Raw genomic sequence first — 25,405 nt, 5'->3', positions numbered from 1 at the left:
TAACCCCGAACCTCCGACGGGCGACCTCTCCTCAGTAGGAAGATCTACGGCCGGGAGGGGGTGCGGCATGAACGAAGAAACCATGGCGCGCGAAGAGGTCCGGTTCGCGGTCGTGCTCAACGGGGGTGTGAGCCTCGCCGTCTGGATGGGCGGCGTGGTGCTCGAGCTCGACCGGCTGACCAGGCCCGGGTCGGTGTACCAGCCGTTGCTCGACCTGGTCGGGTGCACGGCGCGGGCGGACGTCATCGCGGGCACGTCGGCCGGCGGCATCAACGGGGCCGCGCTGGCGTTGTCGCAGGTCAACAAGAACGCCGACCTGAGCAGGCTGCGGGACCTGTGGGCCGAGCAGGGGCGGATGGAGCAGCTGCTGCGCACGCCGTTCCGCGGCCAGCCCGCGTCACTGCTCAAGGGCGACGAGTTCTTCCTGCCACGTCTTCAGGAGGCGCTCGCGCGGCTGACCACCGACTTCGACCCCACCGAGGCCGACGAACGCCCGATCGACCTGCGGATCACCACCACGCTGCTGGGCGGCGTCCCCACGCTCACCTACGACGACCTGGGGCAGCCGCTGACGCAGTCGGTGCACCAGGGATCGTTCTCGTTCCGCCGCGACCCGTACGCGTGGGTCGCCGAGGACACCCGCGACGACTTCTTGCCCGCCACGATGAACGACCGGGTGATGCAGCTGGCGCTCGCGGCGCGCAGCAGCGCGAGCTTCCCGTTCGCGTTCGAGCCGAGCTTCATCCCCGTCGGCGGCCAGGCGACGCCGGACCGTCCCGACATGGCGGACGTCGCGAGCTGGTCCAACGGAGGCGACCGCAGCCGGTTCGCGGTCGACGGCGGCGTGCTCGTGAACACGCCGACCAAGGAGGCGCTGGAGGCCATCGACCGGATGCCGGCGGACGGGCCGGTGCGGCGGGTGATGCTGCTGGTCTTCCCGCACGCCGAACCGCTCGGGTCGGAACCGGCCGCCGACGTGATCGACCGGTCGATGACGACCGTCGCGTCCGGCGGCAAGCTGCTGGGCGCGATGTCCAGCCAGGCCAACAGGACCTACGTCGAGAAGATCGAGGAGCACAACCGGCGCGCGGCGAGCAGCCGGGGCGGGCGGATGGCGTTGCTCGACCGCCTGCACGCGGGCGGGGACGACGTCGTCGACGAGGTGTACTCGTTGGCGGACAAGCTCTTCGGCCACTACGAGGACGTCGAGATCCGGCTCGCCGCCCGGCAGGTGACGGCGCAGCAGTTCGCGCTGCCCGGGGGAAATCCGGCGAACTGGTCGTTCGAGCGGGCCCGGCGCGCCGCGGACACCGCGCAGCGCAAGTGGAAGAAGCAGCACGGCGTCCTGCCGTACGTGCCCGGCGTGCGGCTGCCGGACGTGGTGTGCCGCGAGAACGTGGGCTGGGAGTGGGGCATCACGATGGCCGAACGCCTCGGGGCGTCGGCGCTCGACCTGCTCAAGCGCCTCGTGTGGGTGGCACCGGACGGCAGGGCGGAGGAGATCGCCGCGGCCCGCCGCCAGTTGCACCAGGTGCGCGCGGAACTGCGCAGGCTGCGCACCGAGCTGTTCGACTGGAAGCCGTCCGACTCGCTCGGCGAGACGTACTGGACCGGGCGGCTCGCGAGCTACCACGAGCACATGATCGACGGGCACCTCGGCCTGGAGGTCAAGGCGCAGGTCACCGAGATCGGCCGGATCGTCGGCGCCGCGCAGGAGGTCATCACCACGCTCGACGAGCACCGGCTCAAGCTCGGCGGGCTCGGCTCGTGGCACGCCCTGCTCGGGGCTCCCGCGACCACCGAGGAGGCCGGGCTCGACGACGGCGAGCGGTGGCTGTCGCGGTTGCTGGCGCTGGAGATCGCGGGCACGTGCCTGTCCGACGACGCCTCGACGGGGCTCGACACCCCGGTCGAGCTGGTGCAGGTGTCGCTGCAGACGCGCAACGCGTTCGCGCAGCAGTCGCTGACGGCCGACGACAAGGCCGGTGGAGCGTCGCTCTCCCGCTTCTCGGGTTTCCTGAAGCGGTCGTGGCGGGTCAACGACTGGATCTGGGGACGCCTCGACGGCGCCACGATGCTGTGCCGCGTGCTGTTCGACCCGCGCCGCCTGCGCCGGATGGACACGCTCGGCCGTCCCGCCGACGACCGCCGCACCGCCGGGGAACGTGCCGCCGCCGTCGTCGACGAGGTGGTCACGGCGATGTTCGGCCTGGAGCTGCCGGTGCGCGTCGCCGCGTGCGCCGAGGAAGCCAAGAAGGAGCTGGCGGGCATCTACGAGACCGACAACGAGCTGTCGCCGTCGTCGATGAAGCTCGCCGAACTCGCCGCGTGGGGCCTGCACTGGCGGATCATCTGCGAGGAACTCCCCCGGCTGCGCGCCGCGATCATCGCCGACCGCGGTGACGGCGCGGACGAGCGGTCGCGCGGTGAGCTGTTCCTCGAGGAGCACGCGGACCTGTTGCAGCGCCTCGAATATCCGGAGCAGCACACGGTCACGCTAGGCATGTCGGCGCTGAACGCGTTCGACCGCGCGGGCATCGGCCGGGAGCCGCTGACCCAGGAGGCGGCGTCGGACCAGATGATCCGCACGGCCGCGACCGCCGCCGCCGTGGCCGTCACGGTCGCCGACTCCGAACGCTCCGGGCTCGCCGCGGTCCGCCCGGTCACGCGGGTGGTGCGCGGTGCGGCGCTGCTGCCGTACTGGACGATCACCGGCCTGACCCGCGGCGGCAACCTGGCGCAGTTCCTGGGGTTGCTGGGACTGGCGGTCGGGGGCGCGCTGGTGGTGATGGCGCTGTTCGGCATGCTGCCGGCGTGGGCCGCCGGTCCGGGCGCGGCCGTCGGGGCGGCCAGCCTGCTCGGCGCGTTCGGGTACGCGGCGCTGCGCAGCGGCACGATGCTGCACGGCCTGGTGTTGCTGTCACCGGTGATCCCGTTGGTGGCCATAGCGGTGGACCGGTTGCCCGACGACCGGTCGGAGATCACGACCGGCACGATCACGGTGGCCGGTGTCGCGTTCGTCGTGGCGGCGTTGCTGGTGCTCGGCTCGTTGCCGTCCCCGATCCGCACTCCCCTGGCCGTGCTGGCGGACTTCCGGCCGTGGCGGCTGATCAGGCGCCGCTGGAAGCAGGCGGCGGTCGCGGTGGCGGTCGGCGCGGGGGTCTGGGCGATCTGGCACTTCGAACTGCACACCAGGCCGTGGCTGGTGATCCCGGCTTCCGTCCTGTGTGGAGCGTTCGGTGTCTGGATGGCGTTGTCGGGCGGCAAGTCCCTGCAGCGCTGGCGTCGCGTCGAAGGCGTGTGGGGCACGGAACGCGCCGAGCCGCCCGCCGCCGCGACCGCGGGCTGGGCCGTCGTCTACGGCGTGGTGTACCTGGCCGCCGCCGACGTGCTGCTGATCATCGGGCCGCGCGGCTGGGGCTGGCAGGCGGTGATCGGCACGGCGCTGGCGTTCGGCCTGACGTTGCTGCTGGTCACGTCCTGGTACGTGCCCCGGATCGAACGCCGCCGCATCCGCGAGCAGCTCGTGGAGGAGGCGATCCCGGCGGTCTACCCGGCCGGTTCCGACGTCGCGGCGCTGCTGCGGGAACGGCTGGAGGGCCACGCGTCGCTCTACCGGTTCATGGTGACCGGCCAGGGCGACCACCCGGAGGAACTGCGGCTGACGCAGACCGGACTGCTTGTCGCGCAACGGATCGAGGCCAAGCTCCGGTAGGTTGACCGGGATGAGGGCAGACGCGACGCGCAACGTCGAAGCGGTGCTGCGCGCGGCGGCACGGGTCTTCGCGGCCGACCCGCACGCCCGCATCCCGGACGTGGCCGCCGCGGCGGGCGTCGACCGCCGCACCGTGTACCGCCGCTTCGACTCGCGCGAGGAACTGCTGCTCGCGGTCTACCGCGCCCGGCTCGACCAGCTGGAGGCGCTGATCGCGTCGACTTTGGACGACCGGCCGGTGCGGGAGGCGCTGCTGGCGTTCGCCGAGGGCGGGGTGCGGCTGAGCCGGGAGTGGCCGGTCGACATCCGCGCGGTGGCCGACGCCGAGGTGCAACGGCGGCGGGTCGAGCTGGACGCGCGCATGTCCGCGTTCCTGGAGCGGGCCGAAGAGGCCGGACTGGTGTCGTCCGACCTGCCCGCCGGGTGGGCGTTGCGGACGTTGCAGACCCAGCTGCACACGGCCGCGCAGGAAATGCCTGGGTTGGCGCCCCCTGAGGCTGCCGAGCTGGTGGTGTCGACCTTCCTGCACGGCGTCGGCTGAGGTGTGACGCGGGCCATGCCCTGGTCCGGGCATTTTCTGGCCGCCTTGGGCGTCATAAGTGTCATAGAAAGTGACACTTATGGAGGTTCTGATGTCCCAGACGTGGCTCGTCACCGGTGCGTCGCGCGGGTTCGGCCGTGAACTGGTGCTCGCCGCCGCCGAGGCCGGCGCTCAGGTCGTGGCAACCGCACGCCGGGTTGAGCAGCTCGCTGACCTGGTCGAGCGCTACCCGGACCGGGTGCGCGCGGTGGCCCTGGACGTGACCGACGCTGCCGCGGCCGAGCACGCCGTATCGGTGGCCGTGCGGGAGTTCGGCTCGCTGGACGTGGTCGTCAACAACGCCGGGTACGCCAACAGCGCGCCGATCGAGGAGATGGACGCCGACGACTTCCGCGCCCAGGTGGAGGCGAACCTGTTCGGCGTCGTGAACGTGACGCGGGCCGCGCTGCCGGTGTTGCGGCAGCAGCGTTCCGGGACGTTCGTGCAGTTCTCGTCCGTGGGCGGCCGCGCGGGTGGCACGCCCGGGATGGGCGCCTACCAGACGGCGAAGTTCGCGGTGGAGGGCTTCTCCGAGGTGCTGGCGAACGAGGTGGCGCCGTTCGGGGTGCGGGTGGTGATCGTGGAACCGGGGGCGTTCCGCACGGACTGGCAGGGCTCGTCGATGGTCCGGCACGCGGTCGGGGCCGACTACGAGGAGACCGTGGGGGCGATCAACCGGTTCCGGGACGAGACCGACGGCGTGCAGCCGGGGGATCCGGCTCGGGGCGCGCGGGTCGTGGTGGACGTGGTGGGGTCGGAGGCTCCGCCGCGCCGGCTGGTGCTGGGGGCCGCGGCGGTGGAGACGGTGCTGGCGGCCGAGGCCCGGCGCAGCGCCGAGACGCGGGAGTGGACGGAGGTCAGCGCTTCGGCCGACTTTCCCGCCGACGAAGCCTGAACAGGACAACGGTTCGCACCGCACGCCAACGGCCTGGCCGCACGCCAACGGCCCGACCGTGTGATCGTGGCCGGGCCGTGGCTCTCCACTCCCCCTGTTCCCCCTGCTCCCCCGCAATCCCCCTCTGGCTCCCCCTGCGATGTCGTCCGCGAGGTGTTCCGGCCGTCAGGCCGCGAGCGCGATGACCGGCACCGTCTGGCCCATCGCCCGCGCGTACAGCGCCTCGAAGCGTTCCAGCGTCGTCCCCAGCGCGTGGTGCGAGATGATCTCGCTGGACGTCGCGCCCATCCGCAGGCGCATCGGCTCGTCGTGCACCAGCGTGTGCAGGCGCTGCGCCAGCTGGTTCACGTCGCCCGGCTCGAACAGCCAGCCGTTGCGGCCGGGGTGCACGAGGTGCGGCAGCGCCATGGCGTTGGCGGCGATGACCGGCTTGCCGGCGGCCATGGCCTCCATCGTGGCGAGGCTCTGCAGTTCGGCGACGCCGGGCATGACGAACAGGTCGCAGCGGGCGTAGGCGTCGAGGAGTTCGTCCTCGGACACGAAGCCGTGGAAGCGCACGCGGTCGGTGATGCCGAGGTCGCGGGCCAGCAGTTCCCACTCCGCCCTGCAGGTGCCGTCGCCGACGATCTCGCCGAACGCTCCCGGCACGCGGGCCAGGGCGCGCAGGAACTCGTCGACGCGCTTCTCCTCGTCCAGGCGGCCCACGAACAACGCGGTCGGGCGGTCGTTGTGGGTGACCTCGCGCTGATAGCGGTCGATGTCGATGCCGCACGAGACGGGGACGGCCGGGTTCGGGAAACCGCTGTCGTGCAACAGCTGCACGGCGCGCGGGGTCGGAGCGGTGACGACGTCGGCGCGGCCGAAGACGCGGGCCAGGTCGCGGTAGGCGAACCTGCGGGCCATGCCCTGCAGGAACGACGGCACGTGGGCGTGGCTGAACAGGTTCTCCGGCATGAAGTGGTTGGTGGCCAGCGTCGGGATTCCCCGAGCCACCGCGGCGTTCAGCACGAACCTGCCCACCACGAAGTGCGCCTGCACGTGCACCACGTCGGGCTTCAACGACGCGACCAGCTCGGAGGCCTCCTTCGAGGCCTGCCACGGCAGGCAGAAGCGGAAGTCCGGGTAGAACGGCAGGCGGTGCGATCGGAGCCGATGCACTGTCACGCCGGGGATTTCGGTGGCTCGGGGCGAGTCCGGGGCGATGACGTGCACGTCGTGGCCCCTCGACGCGAGGCCGACCGCCAGGCGCTGCGCGAAGCGCGCGGCGCCGTTGACGTCCGGCGGGAACGTGTCGGCGGCGATGACGACGCGCAGCGCGCTGGAGGTGTTCACGGGAAGCTCCGTTCGGATGTTTTCACGAGGTTGACGAGCGAGTGCGAACACGCCGCAAACGGCGGCGAGAGCGCAGGCGAACAGCACGACACCGGTCAAAGGAGACAAATGCGCCGCTTCGCCGAGCAGGAAGGCGCCGAGGCCCACGGCGACCAGCGGGTCGACCACGGTCAGGCAGGCGACGGCCAGGTGCGGGGGTCCGCCGGCGTAGGCGTGCTGGACCAGCCAGCCACCGACGGCGAGGGACAGTGCGATGCCGAGCACGGATGCGAGGTGCGAGAGGCCGAAACCGCCCTGCTGCACGGACTGCGAGACGGCACGCATCAGCACCGACACGTACCCGTAGGCGACGCCTCCGGCCGATGCGAACGCCACGGCACGAACGCGCGCGTTCGGCGTAAGGGCCGCGACCACACCCGGCACCGCGATCAGGCCGAGAGTCACCAGTCCGGCTGTGAGTTCGACATCAGGCGCAACGCGGGTAGCGGTCGCACTGCCTGAGGCGAACCACACGAACGCACCGACGCCCACGGTCGTGAGCAGGATGGCCGGCAACTCGCGGAAACGACGGTCCATCAACGCCGTCATGCCGATGGCGAGCACACCGATCGGTTGCACAACCGTCAACGGCGCCATGCCCAGCGCGGCGGCGTGCACACCGGCACCGGCGACGAGCAACGCGAGGCCGCCCAGCCAGCGGGGCTGCCGCAGCACACCGGCGCGCGCACCGGTGAGGGCGACCGCGTCGTGCTGGAGCCGGGCCGCGAGGGCGAAGCACACGGCGCCGAGCACGGCGAGCGTGATGGCGAGCAGTGTCATGACGTGCGCCTCACCTGTAGTGCCGCAATGGCGAAAAGCAGGACGTAAAGAGATGCGAACAAAACGCGTTCCGTAAGTCCGCGTGCTTCGAAACCGCCGAAGGAAACGTGGCTCACCAGAAACGCCGCGCTGGAGATGGTCGCCGTTGTTGCGATACCGAGCAGGGCCGGAAATTGACGGGCGATGAGCACCCCCGCGGCCGGCAGGGCCACGAACATCACCGCGCCGGCGTACCGGTGGATGTAGCCCGACATCGAGGTCGGCGCTCCCGTCGGGTCGGTCGGGAAGATCGTCGCCACGGTCAGCCCGGCGGCCCAGACGCCGATCAGCCACTGCGCTGACCTGCCTACACCGCGCAGGTTGACGGCGAGCAACGCCGAGACGGCCGCGAGACTAAGGGACGTCGCCGCGAGCCAGCCCGTGCCGTTGTCGACGAACACGTAGTCGCTGATCACGTCCGAGACCGGGTTGAGCTGCCCTGCCGACATGACATGCAGGTAAAGAATCGGAACCAGTGAGAACACCAGTCCCCCGACCACCAGGCCTCGCCTTTTCGCCCCCGCTTCGACCACGGGAAAAGTCTCTTTCGAACAACGTGATCAACCAATGGGGAACTCCCCCGACGTGACCCTGAGGTGTCCCTGAGGTGCCGGGGTAGGGCTAGCCCCACCTTTTTCAGCCCCGCTTCTCCGAATGGGCCGAATGACCCAACTGAGTGCCGGGCGCTCCGACCGCCTAGGCTGCGTGCCTGTGAGCCCGAATCCCCAGCCTGCGGTGGAAGTGTCGGGGCTGGTCAAGAGGTACGGCTCGAAGACCGCCGTCGACGGCCTCGATCTCGTCCAGCAGCCCGGCACCGTTCTCGCCCTGCTCGGGCCCAACGGCGCGGGCAAGACGACGACGGTCGAGATCTGCGAGGGGTTCCGCCGTGCCGACGACGGCTCGGTGCGCGTGCTCGGCCTCGCGCCCGGCTCCGAGGAGCTCCGCCCGCGCATCGGCGTGATGCCGCAGGGCGGTGGCGGCTATCCCGGCATCCGCGCCGAGGAGATGCTGAACCTCGTCGCCGCGTGCGCGAAGAACCCGCTCGACCCCAAGTGGCTCATCGAGGTCCTCGGGCTGGGCGGCGCCACGCGCACCCCGTACAAGAGGTTGTCGGGCGGCCAGCAGCAACGGCTCTCGCTCGCGTGCGCGTTGATCGGCCGTCCCGAGCTCGTGTTCCTCGACGAACCGACCGCCGGCATGGACCCGCAGGCACGCCGCCTGGTCTGGGACCTGGTGGCGGCGCTGAAGGACGACGGCGTGGCCGTGCTGCTGACGACGCACCTCATGGACGAGGCCGAGTCGCTCGCGGACGACGTCGTGATCATCGACGAGGGCCGCGTCGTCGCGCAGGGCTCGCCCGCCGAGCTGACCGCGAACCGGCCGGACGACCAGCAGCTGCGGTTCCGCGCCCGTCCCGGCCTCGACACCACGCTGCTGTCCGCCGCACTGCCCGAGGGCCTGAAGGTGCGCGAGGCGACGCGGGGCGCGTACGTCGTGGAGGGGCTGATCGACCCGCAGGTCGTCTCGACCGTCACGTCGTGGTGCGCGCAGCAGGGCGTGCTGGCCGAGGAGCTGACCGTGGCCAAGCGCAGCCTCGAAGACGTTTTCCTGGAGCTGACCGGCAGGGAGCTGCGTTCGTGACCACCTTCGCTCCCGGCACGTTCAAGCCCGCGCCCGGCCGCGGTTCGTTGCCGCGCATGCTGTTCACGCACGCGCGCACCGAGGCGATGCTGACGTTGCGCAACGGCGAGCAGATCCTGCTGACGGTGCTCATCCCGCTGGCGTTGCTGATCGCGCTGTCGCTGATGTCGGTGATCCCGATGCCGGAGCCGCGCGTGGGCTCGGCCACCGCCCGGATCTTCGCGCTGGCGATCATCTCGTCCGCGTTCACCGGGCAGGCCATCGCTCTCGGGTTCGACCGGCGTTACGGCGTGCTGAAGCGGCTTTCCGCCTCGGCGCTGCCCCGGTGGCTGCTCGTCGCCGGACGGGTGTGCGGCGCGTTGGTCGTGGTCGCGATCCAGATCGCGTTGCTGGCGGTCACGGCGTTGCTGCTGGGCTGGCGGTTCCCGCTGGCCGGGCTGCCGTGGGTGGTGCTGCTGATCGTCCTGGGCACGTTGACGTTCGGCGCGCTGGGCGTGCTGCTCGGTGGTGCGCTGCGCGCGGAGATCGTGCTGGCGCTGGCGAACATCATCTGGTTCGTGCTGCTGATGGTCGGCGGTGTGGCGCTGAGCGTGCCGGTGTCGTTCGTCCACCTGCTGCCGTCCGCCGCGCTGGCCCAGGCGCTGGAAACCTCTGTGGTGCACGGCACGGCACCCGGTGTGGGCCCCGTCGCAGTCCTCGTGGCCTGGGGCGTTGTCGCAGGCGCGTTGGCGACCCGGACGACGAAGCTGACCTGACTCCACCTACCATCAAGGCGTGTCGAAGCTGACCGCCTTCCTCGTGTCCTGGCAGCGCGCGTTCGCGATTGCCGTCGTCGTCGCACAGGCCGGAATCGCGGTCACCGGCTCGATCGTCCGCGTCACCGGCTCCGGGCTCGGCTGCCCGACGTGGCCGCAGTGCGTCGAGGGCAGCGTCGTCCCGGTGGAACACCCCGAGGTCGCCGCGCTGCACCAGTGGGTCGAGTTCGGCAACCGCACGCTGACCGGTGTCGTCGGCATCATCGCCGGCCTGTGCGTGCTCGCCGCCTGGTTCCACCTCCCCCGCCGCCGCCGGGTGCTGGTGCTGTCGCTGGTCCAGCTCGTCGGCGTGGCAGTGCAGGCGGTCGTCGGCGGCATCACGGTGCTGACCGGACTCGCCTGGTACACCGTGTCGATCCACTTCATGATCTCGATGGGTCTGGTGTGGATGGCCGTGCTGCTCGTCAGCTCGTTGCGCGAGGGCGACGGTCCCGCGCGGCTGAAGGTGCCGGCCCCGTTGATGAAACTGCAGGTCGTCATGGCGGTCGTGCTGGGCGCGCTGCTGCTCGCCGGTACGTGGGTGACCGCCGCCGGTCCGCACGCCGGCGACGCCTCGACGCCGCGCCTGGGTGTCGAGGTCGCGACACTCGCGCAGATCCACGCCGACCTGCTGTTCCTGTTCCTGGGCCTGCTGATCTCGGTCGGCTTCTTCGTGCGCAACCGCACGTACTGGACGCTCGTCGGCGTCGTGCTCGCGCAGGGCGCGCTGGGCATGGTCCAGTACTGGACCGGCGTGCCCGAGGTGCTCGTGTCGATCCACGTGCTCGGCGCGGGCGCCGTCGTCGTCGCCACGGCGGCGCTCTGGACGTCCAGCCGCGAGCGCACGCACGAGGTCGAACTGCCCGCCTCGGACGATCAGGCGCTCAGCAAGGCCTGAGCGTCGCCCTGGTCGTTGTGGCCCGCCCAGTTCGCGGGCGTGGCCTCGAAGTTGGCGTCGGTGATGGTCCGGTCGGCGCCCGCGTCGAGCAGGATCCTGATCACCGGCAGGTGGCCGCGTTCGGCGGCGAGGTGCAGCGCCGTGACTCCCTCGCCGTGCATCGGGCCACCGAAACCGGTGCGCTGGTTGGGATTCGCGCCCAGGTCCAGCAACGTCCGGGTGGCGTTCTCCAGCCCGCACCAGGCCGCCCAGGCCAGGGCCGTGCCGCGGTAGACGTCCGCGTCGATCCGGGCGCCGCGCTTGAGCAGGTCGCCGAGGACCTCGGTGCGGTCGTTGCGGGCGGCCCACGACAACGCCTCGTCCAGCACCTCCTGGGGGTCGTTCGTCGGCCACCAGCGCGGGAAACCGCTGTGCGGCCGGTAGTAGCCGCGCTTCGCCTCGGGCGCGGTCGCCAGGTCGAGGTCGCCCAGGCCGGCGGCGGTGCGCAGGTTCGGCGGGTGGATCCCGTGCTGCGCCAGGAGTTCCGCCGTCTTCCGGTTGCCCCAGAACAACGCGACGGTGAGCGGGGTGCCGCCCTCACCGCGTGCTTCGAGGTCGGTGCGGGCTCCTCGGGCGAGCAGCAGTTCGGCCAGGTGCGGCTGGTTCGCGTAGGCCGTCTGGTGCATCGCGGTCCAGCCGTGGACGTTCTGGTGGTCGATGTCGGCGCCGTCGTCCAGCAGCACCTCGACGAGGCGTTCGTCGCACTTGGCGGTGGCGAGGCCGAGCAGATCGTTCCCGTTGGTACCACTGGCTTTCACGAGCCACGGGTCGCGCGTGATGATCGCCTTGAGCTCGCCGGGGTTCTGCATCTCGATGGCCTGGTAGGCGCGGGCGAACGGGCGCGGCTTGCGGATGTTCGCCCGCAGCGCCTTCCAGTCCTCGCAGCCGTGGGCCTGCGCGAGCACCATGTGCGCGCCCTCGTCCGTCAGCGGTACGTCGTCGAAGACCTCCAGCGCGCCGGGCACGCCGTCCCACGCGGAGGCGAGCAGACCGCGCGCTCGCTCCTCGTAGTACTCGATGTCATCGCGGAACGGGTGCCACATGGCACCACGCTACTTCGGTGCGGCGGGCCTGCGCTCCCACAAAGCGGGCAGTTCCTCTGAGAGCCAACCGTAGAGGTTGTCGACGGCCTTGAGCCGCTGCGCGCGTTCCGGGTCGCCGCTGAGCAACCGCATGCCGTCGTCGGTCAGCAGCTGGACGCTCGCGATGGCGTTGAACTTGCGCTGGATGAAGTCCGTCCAGGCCTTCTCGTTGATCCGGTACTCGGCCGCCTGCCGCCCGCGCCGCGTCCGCTTGGTCACGAGGCCGACGTTGACCAGGTACTTCAGGTTCGTGCTGATCGACCCGCTGCTCGCCTCGAGCTCCTGGGACAGCTCGGCGGCGGTGCGTTCGACCGGCTGGCACACCAGCAGGTACCCGAGGATGCGGCCACCGATCAGCGGGATGCCCTCCTCGGCGAAGTGGGCCGCGAACCGCTCGATCCAGGCCGACAGCCTGGTCTCCCGCCCGACGCTCATCAGCGATCCCTTTCGGTCGACACTGAAACTATCGTAGCGATCTTGTCAACGGGCGCGGCCGAAGAGGAGCACGCGACCACCCGCGGGGTCGCGCGTTGGGGTAAGGAGGGTGCCGCTAGAAGACGGCCGACTCCTGCCACTGCACGCAGGTCGGACGCTGCGCGGTGCGCATGAACTCGTGCAGCGCTTCCCTCAGCACGAGCAGGGAGACGGCGGAGTCGCCGGGGAACTCGATGTCGGCGTCCCTGTCCAGCCAGAGCGTGGTGGCCGCCGGTGCGGCCTTCGTGGTCCAGGCCCGCTGAGACCGGGCGTCCATCAGGTAGAGAGCCGCCGTACCGGACTCCACGTCCGCAGCGAACCTCAACTGGTGGTCGGGGAGGTTCAGGGCGCCGACCGTCGGACGGCCGTCAGCGACGACCACGGTGGGATGCGGCTGCTCGTTGGCGAGGACGTCGTCGATCAGCGCGTCGAGCGCGGTGTCCGTGTCGACGGAGACAGGTTCGTCGTCGTCATCGACGTCGCGGAAGTACCAGACGGTGAGCGAGTGGGTCACCTGGCTTCCTTTCCGCGAAAGACACGAGTCGTCCTCGGGTCGTGCACCACGAGTGTCTGCCCGGGTAGCAGCATCTCCTGAAGCAGCTCCCGACAGGAGAACGAGGAGCCACCTCCGCAGACGACCCGAGAAGCGATCGCAGTTGTTCGGCCACCCGCTCGGCCACCTGGCCCGCCTGAGCGGCCAGTTCTCCCGCCCCGGAGTGCGCGGCGCGCCACTGGCCTGTGACGTCGGCGTAGTCAGACTCGTGCCGGCTGCCATTGCCCACCGGCTCGATGAGCTCGCACGCGTCTTTGGCGAGGTCTTCGGCCTGTCGCACGGCTGCGATGAGGTCCTCGACCTTGCGCAGGACCTCACGCAGACGTTGTCCGACTTCCCCAGGGATGTCACCAGCGGCCGAACTCCTAACGGGCCGAGTCGGCCTTCACGGCCGAGAGGAACGCCTGCCAGGTCGTCGCCGACACCGGCAGGTGCGTGGCGGGAGCCTTGCTGTCCCGGACGCCGACGCCTCGCCCCACCTCGACGCAGTTGTCAGCCGTGCCGCTGTAGCTGCTCTTGCGCCAGTTGGTCATTGGAGACCCTCCAAGATGTTGTCGATCACCGCCCTCGATTGTTCCTGATCCAGGGCGACGGCCGCGAGACGCTTCAGCCGGTCCTCGTAAAGGGCGACGGTCTCCTTGTCGTCGAAGAACAGGCCGCAGTTCAACGTGTCCAGGAAGACGAGCGGCGGGAACTTCGGGAACTTCATCACGCGGAAGTCCCCCGCCGCGCCGGGGTGGATGCCGATCGATCGCGGGATCACGTGCAGGTTGATGTACTGGCGCACCGACATCCGCAGCAGATGCGCCAACTGCTCACGCCACACCTCCTCACCTCCGACCGGCAGCCACAACGCCTGCTCGTGGACGTAGAAGGTGAAGGTTCGGCCGGGGCGCAGGATCTCAGTTCGCGCGATCCGCGCCTTCGCGACCCTCGGCACGTCGTCCGGTGCGACGGGCGCGGCGGCGGTGACGAGGTACGCGTACTCGGGAATCTGGAGCAGCCCCGGCACAACTGCCATCGACCACGCAAAGATCTCATTGGATTCGATCTCGTGGCTGATGAGTGTGCGCAACTGGTCGGGCACCACGTCCTCGGAAAAGAGGAGGTGGCCTTTCTCCTCCGCCTCCAGGTACAGGGCGATCATGTGCTGGCGTTCCGCGAGTGACAGGCGGCAGTAGGCCAGCAGCACCTCGACCTCGTGCACCGTGGCGCCGCCCTTGCCGTTGACGAGATCGGACAGTTTCGACTCGTCCCAGTCCAGCTCCGCGGCCAGACCGCGTTGCGTCATCCCGGTCTTGGCGATCGCGGCGCGGAGTGCGTTGCCGAACTCGCGGCCCACGATGTTCGACTCTCTTTTGGGCATGCGAAAAAGCTAGGAGACGAATGCCTCCCAGCTCCATCGTTTCAGCTCAAAAAGCCCTGAAAGGGGGCCGCTTGGAGATTCTCCAAGCGGCACAACGAGTGTGCCTGCGCAGACCCGGCCGCGAAAAAACGTCAGCAGACCGGTGCGAGCGGGGTGGTCTCGTCCGGGCCGGGGCGGCGGCGCCAGCGGTCCAGTTTGGCGTGTTCCGTGAGCGAGATCAGCGTCTCGCGCACCGACAGCCGCACGCGCGGATCGCAGGTCAGCACCGGAACTTCGGGCGCGATGCCCATGCCCCGGATGATGGCCGAGACGTCCGACCGGACAGACGCGTGCACGTTGTTCAGCGCCAGCACGTACGGGATCTTGTGGTCCTCGAAGTAGCGCATGGCGTCGACCGAGTCGGCCGGGCGCATCACGTCGAAGAGCACCACGGCACCCACGGCGCCGCGCACCACGTCGACCCAGCCGGCGCGCGGGTCCTGCCACTGCGGCGCCACGAACAGGTGCAGCGCGAGGCCCGGATCGAGCCACACGCGGCCGAACTGGATGCGCACCAGTTCCGTCACGCCACCGGCACGTTCCGGCGCGAGTGAACTCATCGTCAGGAGATCGTTCTCCACGATGGACCTGATGAAAGTGCTCTTGCCCACGCCGAAGCCACCGGCGACGACAATCTTGGCCGAGGTCAGCTCCCGACCGGGCGGCCCTGGGGGCCCGAATTCGGGAAATCTAGAGCCGACGTAGTCCACTCAGCACTCTCTCCATCAACCCGAGGTCCGGCGTGTCACCGCCTGCGGAAGCGGTCTGGTGCACGTCCACCAGACCTCGTTCCGCCATGTCGCCGAGCAGTACTTTCACGACTCCCAGCGGGAGACGCATCAGCGCGGCCACTTCCGCGACGGATCGCGGTGAGTGGCACAACTCGACAACGCGTTGGTGCTCAGCCTGCAAGATACCCGCAGAGTGCCGACTCTGATCATTGGCGGAGACAAGTGTCTCGATCTCGAGGTGGATGTTCGACCGAGTGCGCCCACCCGTCCAGGCATATGCACGAACGATCGAGGCGTCGGCCGCGTCCGGAAGGACGGATTCCAACGCCGGAACGGCTTCCCGCTGGGGTGCAACGGGTGCGGCATCCCGCGCGGGCACCTCGGTGGACGAGCGCGGTCGCTTTCGGCCCGAATCCAGGGAAAACCCGTTCATCAGGTCGGCGAACGTCTGCTCGGCGGCCGTCTCGGCCCGCCTCCGTCGTCGGTGCGCGTCAGCGGACGAACTCATGGATCACCTCACGCTGTGCAGCTGCGCTCGCAGTTCGGGGGTGAGGATCTGGCCCACCTGGTCGACGACCACGGTCATCTCGTAGGCCACTTGACCGACGTCGCTGTCGGGGGCGGCGAGTACCGCCAAACAAGACCCGTCTCGAATGGACATGAGGAGCATGATCCCGTAGTCCATCTCGACCACGGTGCGCAACACTCCGCCACCTTCGAAGCAACGTGAGGCGCTCAACGTGAGCGCCACGACGCCCGAGGCGATGGCGGACAACTGGTCGGCGCGCTCGGGTGGCAGGGCCGCCGACTTCGTGAGCAGCAGGCCGTCCACCGAGATCACGATGGCGTGGGCGACACCGGCCACGCGATCGGCGAAGTTCGTGATCAACCAGCCGAACTGGTCGACCTGTCGCGACTGCGGCGTGCTCATGCCTTCTCCCCGTTGTACTGGCCGTTCCCCTGGCCGTTGCCGTTCCCGCCGCCCCCGAGCGGTGCCTGGCGCAGGCCCGTCTGGTAGCTCGCGAGGAAGCCCCGTGCCCGCTCCGGATCGCGCTTCGGACCCGCGGCGGGACGTGTCCCGGTCTCGGGACGTTCGGCGAGATCGGGGAGCAGGTTCTTACGCGGTGCCCGTTTCGGCAACCCGGCATCGGTCTCGCCGGCGTCCGTCGCCGGGTCGCCCGCCTGCTCCCAGACGGTCCCGCCGGGCTTCTTGCCGAACCAGGATGCCACTACTGACGGTGACGACGCGGGTGAGGGGCCCTGAGCGGGCCCGGCCGGGGTTTGGTCACCGTTGACCGCTTCGCCCGAAACCCCGCTGCCCGCGAACCACGAAGACGTCGTCTCGTTCGGCGTCGGCGCGGGCGCCGGGGCGGATCCGTTGCCGTTGTGGCTGCCGTTGTGGTGGCCGTTGCGGGCGGGGCGCTGGGGCAGCGACTCGTCGATCGCGGCGCCGCGGAACGACGTCCACTCGGCCGATTCGCGGGGCTGGTCGATCGAGGGGGCCGCTTCCGGCGGCGGTGCCAGGTTCGGCGTCTTCACGACGACGTGGGGCTGCTTGGCGAGGGCGGGCTTCGGCTGGGGCAGCGCGGCGTGCCGGGGCCCGGCCGGGGCGGGGGCGGGTTCGTGCGAGCGGACGAGCTCGGAAGGCACGAGCACGAACGCGCGCAGGCCCTCACGGCCTTCTCCGGCCGACCGCAGCCGGACGGTGATGCCGTGGCGCCCGGCGAGCCTGCCGACGACGAACAGGCCCATCTGACGGGAGACGGGCACGTCGTCCTCGGTACCGGACGAGAGGCGCTCGTTGGCTTCGGTGAGCTCGGCAGGTCCCATGCCGATGCCCTGGTCGGCCACCTCGACCAGCACGGATCCCTGCTGGTCGAGCCGCGAGCCGATGATGACCTGGGTGGAGGGCGCGGAGAACGCGGTGGCGTTGTCCAGCAGCTCCGCGACGAGGCGGACGAGGTCGCTGGCGGCGTAGCCGACGATCTCGACCGACGGCGTCGACTTCACGACGACCCGCTGATAGTGCTCGATCTCCGACGCGGCGGCGCGCAGCACGTCCGCGAGCGGCACGGGCTGGTGGAACCGGCGGGCCACGTCGGTGCCGGACAGCACCATCAGGTTCTCGTTGTTGCGGCGCATGCGCGTCGCGAGGTGGTCGAGCTTGAAGAGGTTCGCGAGCTGCTCGGGGTTCTCCTCGTGGCGCTCCAGCTCCTCCATGAGCTTGAGCTGGCGCTCGACGAGGCCCTGCGAGCGGCGCGACAGGTTCACGAAGATGTTCTTCATGCCGGACCGCAGCGACGACTGCTCGACGGCCGAGCGGATGGCCTGCTCGTGCACGGCGTCGAACGCGCGGGCCAGCTGGCCGAACTCCTCGACCGAGTGCACGGGCACGGGTTCGATCTCGAGGTCGGGCTGGCGGTCGGCGCGGATCGCGGCGACGACCTCGGGCAGGTGGTGGTGCGCCACGTCGAGCGCGGAGCGGCGCAGTTCGGACAGCGAGCGCAGCAGGTAGCGGCCGATGACGAAGCCGAGCGTGCCGGCGATCAGCAGCATGGCCAGCAGGATCACCGCGGCGGCGCCGGCCTTGTTGGACGTGTCGTCCTGGAGCCTGCCCGCGGTGTTCGCGAGTTCGTCCTGCAGTGCGCGGCCGACCTGTTCCATCAGCCGGGCGGTGGCGCCGGACGCCTTGTTCCAGTCCTCGACGGCGATGCCGAACTCGGGCGCGGGCTTGGGCTGGCCGGGACGGGTGGCGGGCGGCGGGGTGCCTTCCGGCTGGGTGAGAGCGCGTTCCACGAACGCCGTGCGCAGCGCCACGGAGGCACCGGTGACGGTCTGGTCGTAGGTGCGGCGCTGTTCGGTGGTGCCGATGGCCTGGAAGTCGTTGAGGCGGTCCTGGAGCCGGATGTCGGACTGCTCCAGGGCGCGGATCTCGGGGCCGAGGAGCTTGCCGCGGCCGATGCCCGCTAAGACGAGGGAGTGCTGCAGCGAGACCTGCTCCTGCGCGATGACCATGTTGTGCAGGGCCTGCGCGGTGCCGGAGATGGCGTCGTCGTTGAACTGGCCGACGAGCGCCTGTTCGAAGTCCAGCAAGGACTTCACCACGGCGGAGTAACCGGAGGTGCCGCCGGACGGGTCACCGCCGTCGCCGCCCTGCGCGACCTTCTCCCGCAGGTTCTTGAGCGTCTCGAGCTGGCCGCCGAGTTCGAGGAACCGCTGCTTCGCGACGTCGCTGACGCCCTCGGTGCGGTCGACGCGGCGGCGCACGGTCGCGGCGGCGTTGTCGGTGGCGCTGATCTGGTTCTGGTAGGCGCCCACGCCGGAGCCGCTCGTCGCGCTCTGCGCGGCGAGCGTGCGTTCCTGCTGGACGCTGGAGATCAAAGGCGCGAGATCCGCCCGCAGACGAACCAGGCCCTGCATCTGCACGTAGTTGTTCGACCGGTCGACGTAACCGGAGATCTGCAACGCGCCCGCGCCGACCGCCACGGCGACCGGCACCAGCAGCACGACGCCGAGCTTGACCGGCAGGCGCCAGTTGCGCCAGTCGCTGATCTTTCTCCACTCGACATTCACGAAATGATCCCCAAGGCGCGCTCGAAGTGCCCCACTATCGGCTACCTCCTGGCCTGGCGAATCCCCGCGAGTCGATGTCCCCGCAGCTCGATATCTCCATCAGCCGTATCGGGTGTGAGCGGATAGTAGGCCAGAGAGCGTGACGCGACAACGACCTGGGGCGTGCACGATCGATCACTCTGCGTCACTCGGGACCTTTTGGGGTGGTCCTGCGGGTTCAGGGGATTGACTCGCCGCCACGCGTGGTTACGCTTGCGCCCTCCACCCCCGGATCGGACGCGCTGAGTGCGCGGAGCCTCGCCGGGCACTCCCCGTAACGAATGCGAGCGGTTGATGACGAAGGCGCTGCCCTCCGTGTCACGCCCGGCGACGCCCGGTTTCGCGACCTTTGACGAGCCCGTTCACTCATTGCTCATAGATGGTGACGGAGAGCCGGATTACGGTGCGATCCAAACGAGTGAGGATTTCCTCGACCTGAAGCGGCGGGTGAAGCGTTTCATTCTCCCGGCCACGTTGCTGTTCCTCGCTTGGTACGTCACGTTCGTATTGCTTTCCGCTTACGCCGCCGACTTCATGAGCACTCCGCTGTTCGGAACGGTGAACGTCGGCTTGACGATGGGATTCCTCCAGATCGTCACCACCATCATCATCACCATGGCGTACGCGCGTTACTCCAAAAGGAAGCTCGACCCGCAGGTCGACAAGGTGCGCGCGCTCGCGGAAACCGACGAGGAGCTCGCGTGACCGGGGCGAACACCGCGATCAACCTGTCCGTCTTCGGCATCTTCGTCCTGCTGACGCTCTACATCGTCTACCGCGCCTCCACGCGGAACGTCAGCGCGTCGGACTACTACGCCGCAGGCAGCAGCTTCACCGGCACGCAGAACGGCATCGCACTGTCGGGTGACTTCCTGTCCGCGGCGTCGTTCCTGGGCATCTCCGGCGCGATCGCCGTGAACGGCTACGACGGCTTCATGTACTCGATCGGCTGGGTCGTGGCCTGGCTGATCGGCCTGATGCTGATCTCCGAACGGCTGCGCAACACCGGCCGTTTCACGATGGGCGACGTGATGGCGTTCCGCATGCGCCAGCGCCCCGTGCGCGCGGCCGCCGCGAACGCGACCCTGGTGATCTCGCTGTTCTACATGATCGCGCAGATGGCGGGCGCCGGCGGCCTGATGGCGTTGCTGCTGGACGTGCACAGCAAGATCGGCCAGTCGATCATCATCGCGGTCGTGGGCATCGTCATGGTGCTGTACGTGCTGGTGGGCGGCATGAAGGGCACCACCTGGGTGCAGATCATCAAGGCCGTCCTGCTGATCCTGTCCGTCTCCCTGCTGACGATCTTCCTGATCGGCAAGTTCGGCTTCGACTTCTCCTCGATGCTCGACCGCGCCTCGCAGCAGTCGCCCCTCGGCGAGGCCGTGCTGGCGCCGGGCGTGAAGTACGGCGCCTCGGACCTGTCGAAGATCGACTTCATCTCCTTGGCCCTGGCTCTGGTGTTGGGCACCGCCTCGTTGCCGCACGTGCTGATGCGCTTCTACACCGTGCCCAACGCGCGTGAGGCGCGTAAGTCGGTCGTGTGGGCCACCTGGATGATGGCGATCTTCTACTCGTGCACGCTCGTCATCGGCTTCGGCGCGATGGCCCTCGTCGGCACCGACAAGATCACCGGTGCTCCCGGCGGTGAGAACTCCGCGGCACCGCTGCTGGCGTTCCAGGTGGGCGGCACGGTTCTGCTCGGCATCGTGTGCGCGGTGGCGTTCGCGACGATCCTGGCCGTGGTCGCCGGTCTGACCCTGACCGCTTCGGCCTCCTTCGCGCACGACGTGTACGCGAACGTGATCAAGCACGGCGAGGCCGATCCGCGCGACGAGGTCCGTGTCGCTCGCATCACCGCCGTGTGCGTGGGTGTGCTGGCGATCGTCGGCGGCATCGCGGCCAACGGCCAGAACGTCGCCTTCCTGGTCGCGCTGGCGTTCGCCCTGGCCGCGTCCGCGAACCTGCCCACGTTGCTGTACTCGTTGTTCTGGAAGCGTTTCAACACGCGCGGCACGTTGTGGAGCATCTACGGCGGCTTGGTGTCGTGCGTGCTGCTGATCGTCTTCTCCCCCGCGATCTCGGGCTCGAAGTCGTCGGTGTTCCCGGACGCCGACTTCGCGTTCTTCCCGCTGTCGAACCCCGGCATCGTGTCGATCCCGCTGTCGTTCCTGGCCGGGTTCCTCGGGACCGTGCTGGGCGAGGAGAAGGCGGACGCGGCCAAGCAGGCGGAGATGGAGGTCCGCGGGCTGACCGGACTCGGCTCAGGCCTGCGCTAGCAGTTCCTCCACAGCTCGGTTGAAGGCTTCGGGGCGTTCGACGTTCGGCATGTGGGCGGCGCCTTCGACCACTTCGAGGGTGGACGTCGCTATGCGTTCGTGCATGTACTCGGCGTCTTCGACCGGGGTGTACTCGTCGTCGCTGCCCACGATGACCAGCGTGGGCACGGTGATGCTCTTGAGGGTTTCGGTGTAGTCGGGACGTTCCGCCCTGCCCCTCAGTGCCGCGGCGGCGCCCTCCGGCGGTGCGTTGTGCATCAGCTGCGCGACGAACTCCGCCGCTTCGGGGTTGTGGCGCGCCACCATCTTCCACTTGACCTCGTTGGCGTACCCGGACATGCCTTCGTCGAGAAGGCGATCGGCCATGGCGTTGCGGTTCCTCCGGCCCTCCGCGGTCTCGGGCCGGGCGAAGGTGTCGGCGAGGATCAGGCCCGTCAGCCGTTCGGGGAAGTCTTGGACGCACTGCATGACGATCTGCCCGCCCATGGAGAGACCGCCTAGCACGAACCGGTCGACGTCCAGGTGGTCCAGCAGGGCCGCGATGTCGTTCGCGAAGACGTCGAGGGTGGTGATGCCGGGGACGACGGTGGACTCGCCGTAGCCGCGGAGGTCGGCGGCGATCACGCGGTGGCCCCGGCGGCTGAAGTGCTCGATCTGCGGGCGCCACATCGTGCGGTCGAAGGGGTGGCCGTGCACGAGCACCAGCACGTCGTCACCGGTGCCCGTGTCGTCGTAGCCGATGGTGATGCCGTTGACGTTCGCCGTGGTCATGATCCGACCGTAGCGCGGGCCAGGCGCTGTCCTGCGAGTTCGTTCGGTGAGAGGCGCGGGCGAGCGAGTCGGCTACTGTCGCCCAACGGACTTGCAGGACAGCGCCTAACGCCTGGTCGCGGCTTCCTGGATCGCCTTGCTGAACCGGGACGCCGCCGCGTCGTCGGTGAACGCGAAGCCGAGCGTCGGCTCGGTCAGTTCGAGTTCGAGCAGCAGCGGTGAGCCGTCGGGACCCTCCACCACGTCCACGCGGGCGTAGAGGAAGTCACTGCGCCGCAACGACAGCAACTCGGCCGCCGTGTCGAGCACCTGCTCACCCAGTGCGATCTGGGTGGCGGACGGCTCGATCGCGCGGAGCCTCTCCTCGACGTACAGGCCGGACTCCGCCTCGGCGAGGCCCTGGGCCAGCATCGGTCCTTTGTGGAACGAGTGGGAGTACTCGCCGGCGCAGAACACCAGGGCGGTCTCGCCGTTCTCGTCCACACTGGACTGGTAGGGCTGGATCAGGGTCTTGACGCCCAACGCCTCGAAGTGCGCGCGGGCGGCGGCGTGGTCGGTGAACCTCGCCGCGCCCCTGGAGCCGGCGCCGACCGAGGGCTTCACGACGAACTCGCCGTCCGGGAAGACGGGTTCCTCGCCCGGCGCGACGACCGAGGTGGGCACGACGGGGACGCCGCGGCCGGCGAGTTCGACGAGGTAGGCCTTGTCGGTGTTCCAGCGGACCACGGTGGCCGGGTTCGCGAGCGTCGGCACGCTGTCGCACCACGCCAGGAACTCCTCGAGGTGCTCGGGGTAGTCCCAGGTCGCGCGCAGCACGACCAGGTCGGCGTCGGCAGGGCCGTCGTTCCACGGCCGCCACTCGACGTCGACGCCGTCGCGCCGCAACGCGGTCACGAGCGACTTCTCGTCGCCGTCGCCTTCCGGCAGGCCCGTGCAGGAGGCGAGCACGACCCTCATGACTGCATCTTGGCCATCTTGCGGCGGTGCGCCGGGCCGATCTTGGCGGCGGCCGTGGTCTCGCGGTCCCACTCGGCCTGCTCGACGCCGGCCGCGGCTTCGACGGCAGCCGTGGCGGACTCCACGTCCTTGGTCATCACGTCGCCCATCGCGCCGTCCGCGCCGACCAGCACGATCCGCGCACCGGCGCGGCCGATCGGTTCGACCACGGCTTTGACCGCCGTGTCCGGCTTGCCGTGGGCCTTCACGAACTCGGCGATGCGCTTCTGCGCGGTTTGATCAGACACCCCCACACTGTAAAACCACGGGGTAACTTCGTCCGAGTGACCACCGACACGCTCACGTCGTTCCTCTCCTGGTACTTCGACCGGAACCCCGTTCGCGCCGCTCACGCCGGTTCGCTGGACCACTGCTCCACGTTCGGGGACTTCTCCGCGGCCGCGTTCGAACAGCAGGCCAGGGAGAACGGGGAGTGGATCGCCCGGCTGGAGCCGTTGCCGAGGTCCGTGGACGGCGATCTCGCACTGTCGGTGCTGCGCGGGTCGGCGGCGATGGAGTCCTCGCCCGGCTGGCGGCGGGACCCGAGCGAGTACTCCGGGATCGTGTTCTTCGGGTTGCTGGCGCCGTTCCTGCACCGGTTGCTGCCCGAGGCGGGGCTGATCGGGGCCACGGTCGCGAAGTTGCGCGAGGTGCCGTCGATCCTCGCCGCGGCCGAGGCCAACCTCGACCCGGCGCTGGCGTCGCCGCTGGTCGTGCGGCGGGCGCTGGACCAGGTGCGGACGGCACGGGCGTTCCTGCTGGAGTCGTTGCCGCGGGAGGCTTCCACCCCGGAGTTCCGCGCCGACCTCGCAGAAGCCGCCGGGCCCGCCGCGGACGCGTTCGACCGGCACGCGACGTACCTGGAGGACCTCGCCGTCCGGGCCACCGGGGACTGGCGGATGGGCGAGAAGCTCTACTCGACGTTGTTGCAGGACAAGGAGATGCTCGGCTACGGGTCGCCCGAGCTGCACCAGCGCGGGCAGGACGCGTACGCGGAGCTGGAGGCCGAACTGGTCGAGCTGGCCGGCTCGCCCGACTGGCGGGCGGCGATCACGGCCCTGCAGGACGACCACCCGCCCACGATGGAGGCGATGCTCGCCGAGTACGAGGCCGAGACGGCGCGGGCCCGTGCGGCGCTGGTCGAGCACGACCTCGTGACGTTGCCTGAAGAAGAGGAGTGCCACGTCGTGCCGGCGCCGGCGTTCCACCGGGCGGTCACGGCCGTGGCGAGCTACCTCGGCCCGCCGCCGCTGACGTCGCGGCGCACCGGCTACTTCTTCGTGCCGTTCACGCCCGAGGGCGCGTCGGACGAGCAGGTGTCGCAACGGCTGCGCACCAACTCGCGCTCGCAGCTGCCGACGGTCTCGGTGCACGAGGCGTACCCCGGCCACCACTGGCACGGCGCGTGGGTCGCCGCGCAAGGTCCGGCGCACCCGTTGCGGAAGGTCTTCCGGACGTCGTACTTCTCCGAGGGCTGGGCGCTGTACTCGGAGAAGCTGCTGCGCGAGGTCGGTTTCTACACGACGCCCGGCGCGGTGATGGGGCACGTCCAGGCGCGGCTCTTCCGGGCGGCGCGGATGATCGTCGACACCGCGTTGCACTGCGGCGACATGACGCCCGAGGAGGCGGAGGCGTTCATGGTGGCGCGGACGGCGCTCACGCCCGCCACCGCGACGAGCGAGGTGAAGCGGTACTGCGCGTGGCCGACGCAGGCGCCGTCGTACCTGACCGGGGCGTTGGAGATCGACCTGATCCGCGACGAGTACCTGAACGCGGACCTGGGGTCGTTGCGCGAGTTCCACGACCGGATCGCGGGGTCCGGCGCGCTGCCGCTCGGGCTCGCGCGCCGGGTGGCCCTCGGCGAGGACTAGGCGGATTTGTAGGCCTGCCCCGCCGCGGTCAGCGACGTACCGGTCGACAACCCGGTGGGGCTGGTCTTCGTGGACAGCGTGAACCACGCGTACCGCTCCACAAAGGACAGTCCGTTCAGCATCTTCGTGGACGCCGTGATGAACGCTGTCTGCTGCGCCTGGCTCGGGTAGACCGCGCGGCCGGAACGCCAGTCGATCAGCGCGTACTCGGTGAGCCAGATCGGCTTCTGGTAACGGTTGTGGACGTTGCGCAGGTACGACTCCAGGTGTCCGGTGGCCGCCGCCGAGAAGTCCTGGCCGTACCAGTGGATCGGGATGAAGTCGACGCGCAGGTTGCGCGCCTTGGCACCCGCCATGAACCGGTCGAGCCAGCCGCCCGCGACGTCACCGCCGAACGCGACGCCCGGCGCGCCGAGTCGCAGGCCGGTGCCTTGCAGGCGTGGCCACAGGTCCAGGGCGCGTTCGACGGTCATGTTCGCCTGGCCCGGCATGTCCGGTTCGTTGAAGCCGAGGAGTTGACGGCCGTTGGCCTTGGCTTTGTTCAGTTCGACGTCGGTCACGCCGGCCGCGCCCCAGATCATCGGCACGAACTCGGCGCCGCTCTGGATCCCGCGCCTGTCCGACGCCCACGTGTAGTACCAGCGGGCGTCCAGCGCGGTCATGGCCGCGCCGGCGGATCCGGGGTCGTCGGCCGCGTTCACGCCCTTCTTGGCGGAGGCGGCGTGCGATGGAAGCGCTCCCATGACGAGCAGACAGGCGATCAACAGCAGGGTTGTCTTTCGCATGGGATGGTCTTACCAGGGCCGCGAGCTGCCCGTCATGGGGAGAACACCCAGCCTGGTGGTTTCCAGGACGCGGCGCCGGGAACATCGCGGTGAC

The 25,405-nt window shown here is 69.8% G+C and carries 24 protein-coding genes; 9 read left to right on the top strand and 15 right to left on the bottom strand.

Features of this window, described 5'->3' with window-relative positions:
- Nucleotides 1-67 precede the first annotated feature (67 nt).
- The 3 genes from QSK25_RS23635 to QSK25_RS23625 all read left to right on the top strand — a co-directional run bounded on the left by QSK25_RS23635 (nt 68) and on the right by QSK25_RS23625 (nt 5,190).
- Nucleotides 68-3,715 carry a patatin-like protein gene (locus tag QSK25_RS23635; RefSeq protein ID WP_285641318.1) on the top strand — a complete coding sequence of 1,216 codons (3,648 nt, stop codon included), beginning with the start codon at nt 68-70 and terminating at the stop codon, nt 3,713-3,715.
- Between the two features lie 10 nt (nt 3,716-3,725).
- Complete coding sequence (locus tag QSK25_RS23630) at nt 3,726-4,256, top strand: TetR/AcrR family transcriptional regulator (RefSeq protein WP_285641316.1); 531 nt, start codon at nt 3,726-3,728, stop codon at nt 4,254-4,256.
- 91 nt (nt 4,257-4,347) lie between these two features.
- On the top strand, nt 4,348-5,190 hold the full coding sequence (locus tag QSK25_RS23625) for an oxidoreductase (RefSeq protein ID WP_285641315.1): 843 nt from the start codon (nt 4,348-4,350) through the stop codon (nt 5,188-5,190).
- Between the two features lie 165 nt (nt 5,191-5,355).
- Here QSK25_RS23625 and QSK25_RS23620 read toward each other — a convergent pair whose 3' ends face one another.
- Nucleotides 5,356-7,341 carry a glycosyltransferase gene (locus tag QSK25_RS23620; RefSeq protein ID WP_285641314.1) on the bottom strand — a complete coding sequence of 662 codons (1,986 nt, stop codon included), beginning with the start codon at nt 7,339-7,341 and terminating at the stop codon, nt 5,356-5,358.
- Entirely contained in the window at nt 7,338-7,913 is a 576-nt protein-coding gene (locus tag QSK25_RS23615) for a DUF998 domain-containing protein (protein ID WP_285641313.1), read from the bottom strand. The genes QSK25_RS23620 and QSK25_RS23615 overlap by 4 nt, the downstream gene beginning before the upstream one ends.
- A gap of 178 nt (nt 7,914-8,091) precedes the next feature.
- Here QSK25_RS23615 and QSK25_RS23610 point away from each other — a divergent pair, with 178 nt between their 5' ends.
- Genes QSK25_RS23610 through QSK25_RS23600 form a run of 3 tightly spaced genes read left to right on the top strand, consistent with a single transcriptional unit; the run spans nt 8,092 to nt 10,713 of the window.
- Complete coding sequence (locus tag QSK25_RS23610) at nt 8,092-9,021, top strand: ABC transporter ATP-binding protein (protein ID WP_285641312.1); 930 nt, start codon at nt 8,092-8,094, stop codon at nt 9,019-9,021.
- Nucleotides 9,022-9,077: 56 nt separating this feature from the next.
- Nucleotides 9,078-9,776, top strand: coding sequence for an ABC transporter permease (locus tag QSK25_RS23605; protein ID WP_285641358.1), 699 nt, complete (start codon nt 9,078-9,080; stop codon nt 9,774-9,776).
- Between the two features lie 19 nt (nt 9,777-9,795).
- On the top strand, nt 9,796-10,713 hold the full coding sequence (locus QSK25_RS23600; protein WP_285641310.1) for a COX15/CtaA family protein: 918 nt from the start codon (nt 9,796-9,798) through the stop codon (nt 10,711-10,713).
- Here QSK25_RS23600 and QSK25_RS23595 read toward each other — a convergent pair.
- From QSK25_RS23595 to QSK25_RS23555, 9 genes are all read right to left on the bottom strand, one after another.
- Nucleotides 10,692-11,795 (bottom strand): ankyrin repeat domain-containing protein, encoded by a 1,104-nt coding sequence (locus QSK25_RS23595; protein ID WP_285641308.1) that lies wholly within the window; start codon nt 11,793-11,795, stop codon nt 10,692-10,694. The two genes, QSK25_RS23600 and QSK25_RS23595, sit on opposite strands and share 22 nt — an antisense overlap.
- Nucleotides 11,796-11,804: 9 nt before the next feature.
- Nucleotides 11,805-12,269, bottom strand: a complete 465-nt coding sequence (locus QSK25_RS23590) for a GbsR/MarR family transcriptional regulator (RefSeq protein WP_285641307.1) — start codon at nt 12,267-12,269, stop codon at nt 11,805-11,807.
- Nucleotides 12,270-12,384: 115 nt separating this feature from the next.
- Complete coding sequence (locus QSK25_RS23585) at nt 12,385-12,822, bottom strand: Imm1 family immunity protein (RefSeq protein WP_285641306.1); 438 nt, start codon at nt 12,820-12,822, stop codon at nt 12,385-12,387.
- A 404-nt stretch (nt 12,823-13,226) separates the two neighbouring features.
- The gene (locus QSK25_RS23580; protein ID WP_285641305.1) at nt 13,227-13,394 is read right to left on the bottom strand and encodes a DUF397 domain-containing protein; all 168 of its coding nucleotides are present in this window, start codon (nt 13,392-13,394) and stop codon (nt 13,227-13,229) included.
- Entirely contained in the window at nt 13,391-14,227 is an 837-nt protein-coding gene (locus QSK25_RS23575) for a helix-turn-helix domain-containing protein (protein ID WP_285641304.1), read from the bottom strand. Before QSK25_RS23575 ends, QSK25_RS23580 begins: the two co-directional genes overlap by 4 nt.
- 131 nt (nt 14,228-14,358) lie before the next feature.
- Nucleotides 14,359-14,877 (bottom strand): ATP-binding protein, encoded by a 519-nt coding sequence (locus tag QSK25_RS23570; RefSeq protein WP_285641303.1) that lies wholly within the window; start codon nt 14,875-14,877, stop codon nt 14,359-14,361.
- A 79-nt stretch (nt 14,878-14,956) separates the two neighbouring features.
- Complete coding sequence (locus QSK25_RS23565) at nt 14,957-15,430, bottom strand: DUF742 domain-containing protein (RefSeq protein ID WP_285641302.1); 474 nt, start codon at nt 15,428-15,430, stop codon at nt 14,957-14,959.
- Nucleotides 15,431-15,508: 78 nt separating this feature from the next.
- Nucleotides 15,509-15,928 (bottom strand): roadblock/LC7 domain-containing protein, encoded by a 420-nt coding sequence (locus QSK25_RS23560; RefSeq protein WP_285641301.1) that lies wholly within the window; start codon nt 15,926-15,928, stop codon nt 15,509-15,511.
- Nucleotides 15,925-18,570 carry a sensor histidine kinase gene (locus tag QSK25_RS23555; RefSeq protein ID WP_285641299.1) on the bottom strand — a complete coding sequence of 882 codons (2,646 nt, stop codon included), beginning with the start codon at nt 18,568-18,570 and terminating at the stop codon, nt 15,925-15,927. Before QSK25_RS23555 ends, QSK25_RS23560 begins: the two co-directional genes overlap by 4 nt.
- Nucleotides 18,571-18,903: 333 nt before the next feature.
- On the opposite strand from QSK25_RS23555, the gene QSK25_RS23550 reads away from it, so the two are divergent.
- Nucleotides 18,904-19,314: a DUF485 domain-containing protein gene (locus tag QSK25_RS23550; protein ID WP_285641298.1), complete on the top strand. Its 411-nt coding sequence runs from the start codon at nt 18,904-18,906 to the stop codon at nt 19,312-19,314.
- Entirely contained in the window at nt 19,311-20,888 is a 1,578-nt protein-coding gene (locus QSK25_RS23545) for a monocarboxylic acid transporter (protein WP_285641297.1), read from the top strand. Before QSK25_RS23550 ends, QSK25_RS23545 begins: the two co-directional genes overlap by 4 nt.
- On the opposite strand, the gene QSK25_RS23540 is transcribed toward QSK25_RS23545, so the two are convergent.
- From QSK25_RS23540 to QSK25_RS23530, 3 genes are all read right to left on the bottom strand, one after another.
- Nucleotides 20,874-21,659, bottom strand: a complete 786-nt coding sequence (locus QSK25_RS23540; RefSeq protein WP_285641295.1) for an alpha/beta fold hydrolase — start codon at nt 21,657-21,659, stop codon at nt 20,874-20,876. The two genes, QSK25_RS23545 and QSK25_RS23540, sit on opposite strands and share 15 nt — an antisense overlap.
- Before the next feature lie 105 nt (nt 21,660-21,764).
- The gene (locus tag QSK25_RS23535) at nt 21,765-22,616 is read right to left on the bottom strand and encodes an ATP-grasp domain-containing protein (RefSeq protein WP_285641293.1); all 852 of its coding nucleotides are present in this window, start codon (nt 22,614-22,616) and stop codon (nt 21,765-21,767) included.
- Nucleotides 22,613-22,903 carry a hypothetical protein gene (locus tag QSK25_RS23530; RefSeq protein ID WP_285641292.1) on the bottom strand — a complete coding sequence of 97 codons (291 nt, stop codon included), beginning with the start codon at nt 22,901-22,903 and terminating at the stop codon, nt 22,613-22,615. Before QSK25_RS23530 ends, QSK25_RS23535 begins: the two co-directional genes overlap by 4 nt.
- A gap of 36 nt (nt 22,904-22,939) precedes the next feature.
- On the opposite strand from QSK25_RS23530, the gene QSK25_RS23525 reads away from it, so the two are divergent.
- Nucleotides 22,940-24,526, top strand: coding sequence for a DUF885 domain-containing protein (locus QSK25_RS23525; RefSeq protein ID WP_285641290.1), 1,587 nt, complete (start codon nt 22,940-22,942; stop codon nt 24,524-24,526).
- Here QSK25_RS23525 and QSK25_RS23520 read toward each other — a convergent pair.
- Nucleotides 24,523-25,311, bottom strand: coding sequence for a glycoside hydrolase family protein (locus QSK25_RS23520; RefSeq protein WP_285641289.1), 789 nt, complete (start codon nt 25,309-25,311; stop codon nt 24,523-24,525). The two genes, QSK25_RS23525 and QSK25_RS23520, sit on opposite strands and share 4 nt — an antisense overlap.
- Nucleotides 25,312-25,405 lie beyond the last annotated feature (94 nt).

Source organism: Lentzea sp. NBRC 102530, assembly GCF_030269365.1.
Lineage (GTDB): Bacteria > Actinomycetota > Actinomycetes > Mycobacteriales > Pseudonocardiaceae > Lentzea.
This window is presented reverse-complemented; position numbering and strand designations above follow the sequence as displayed.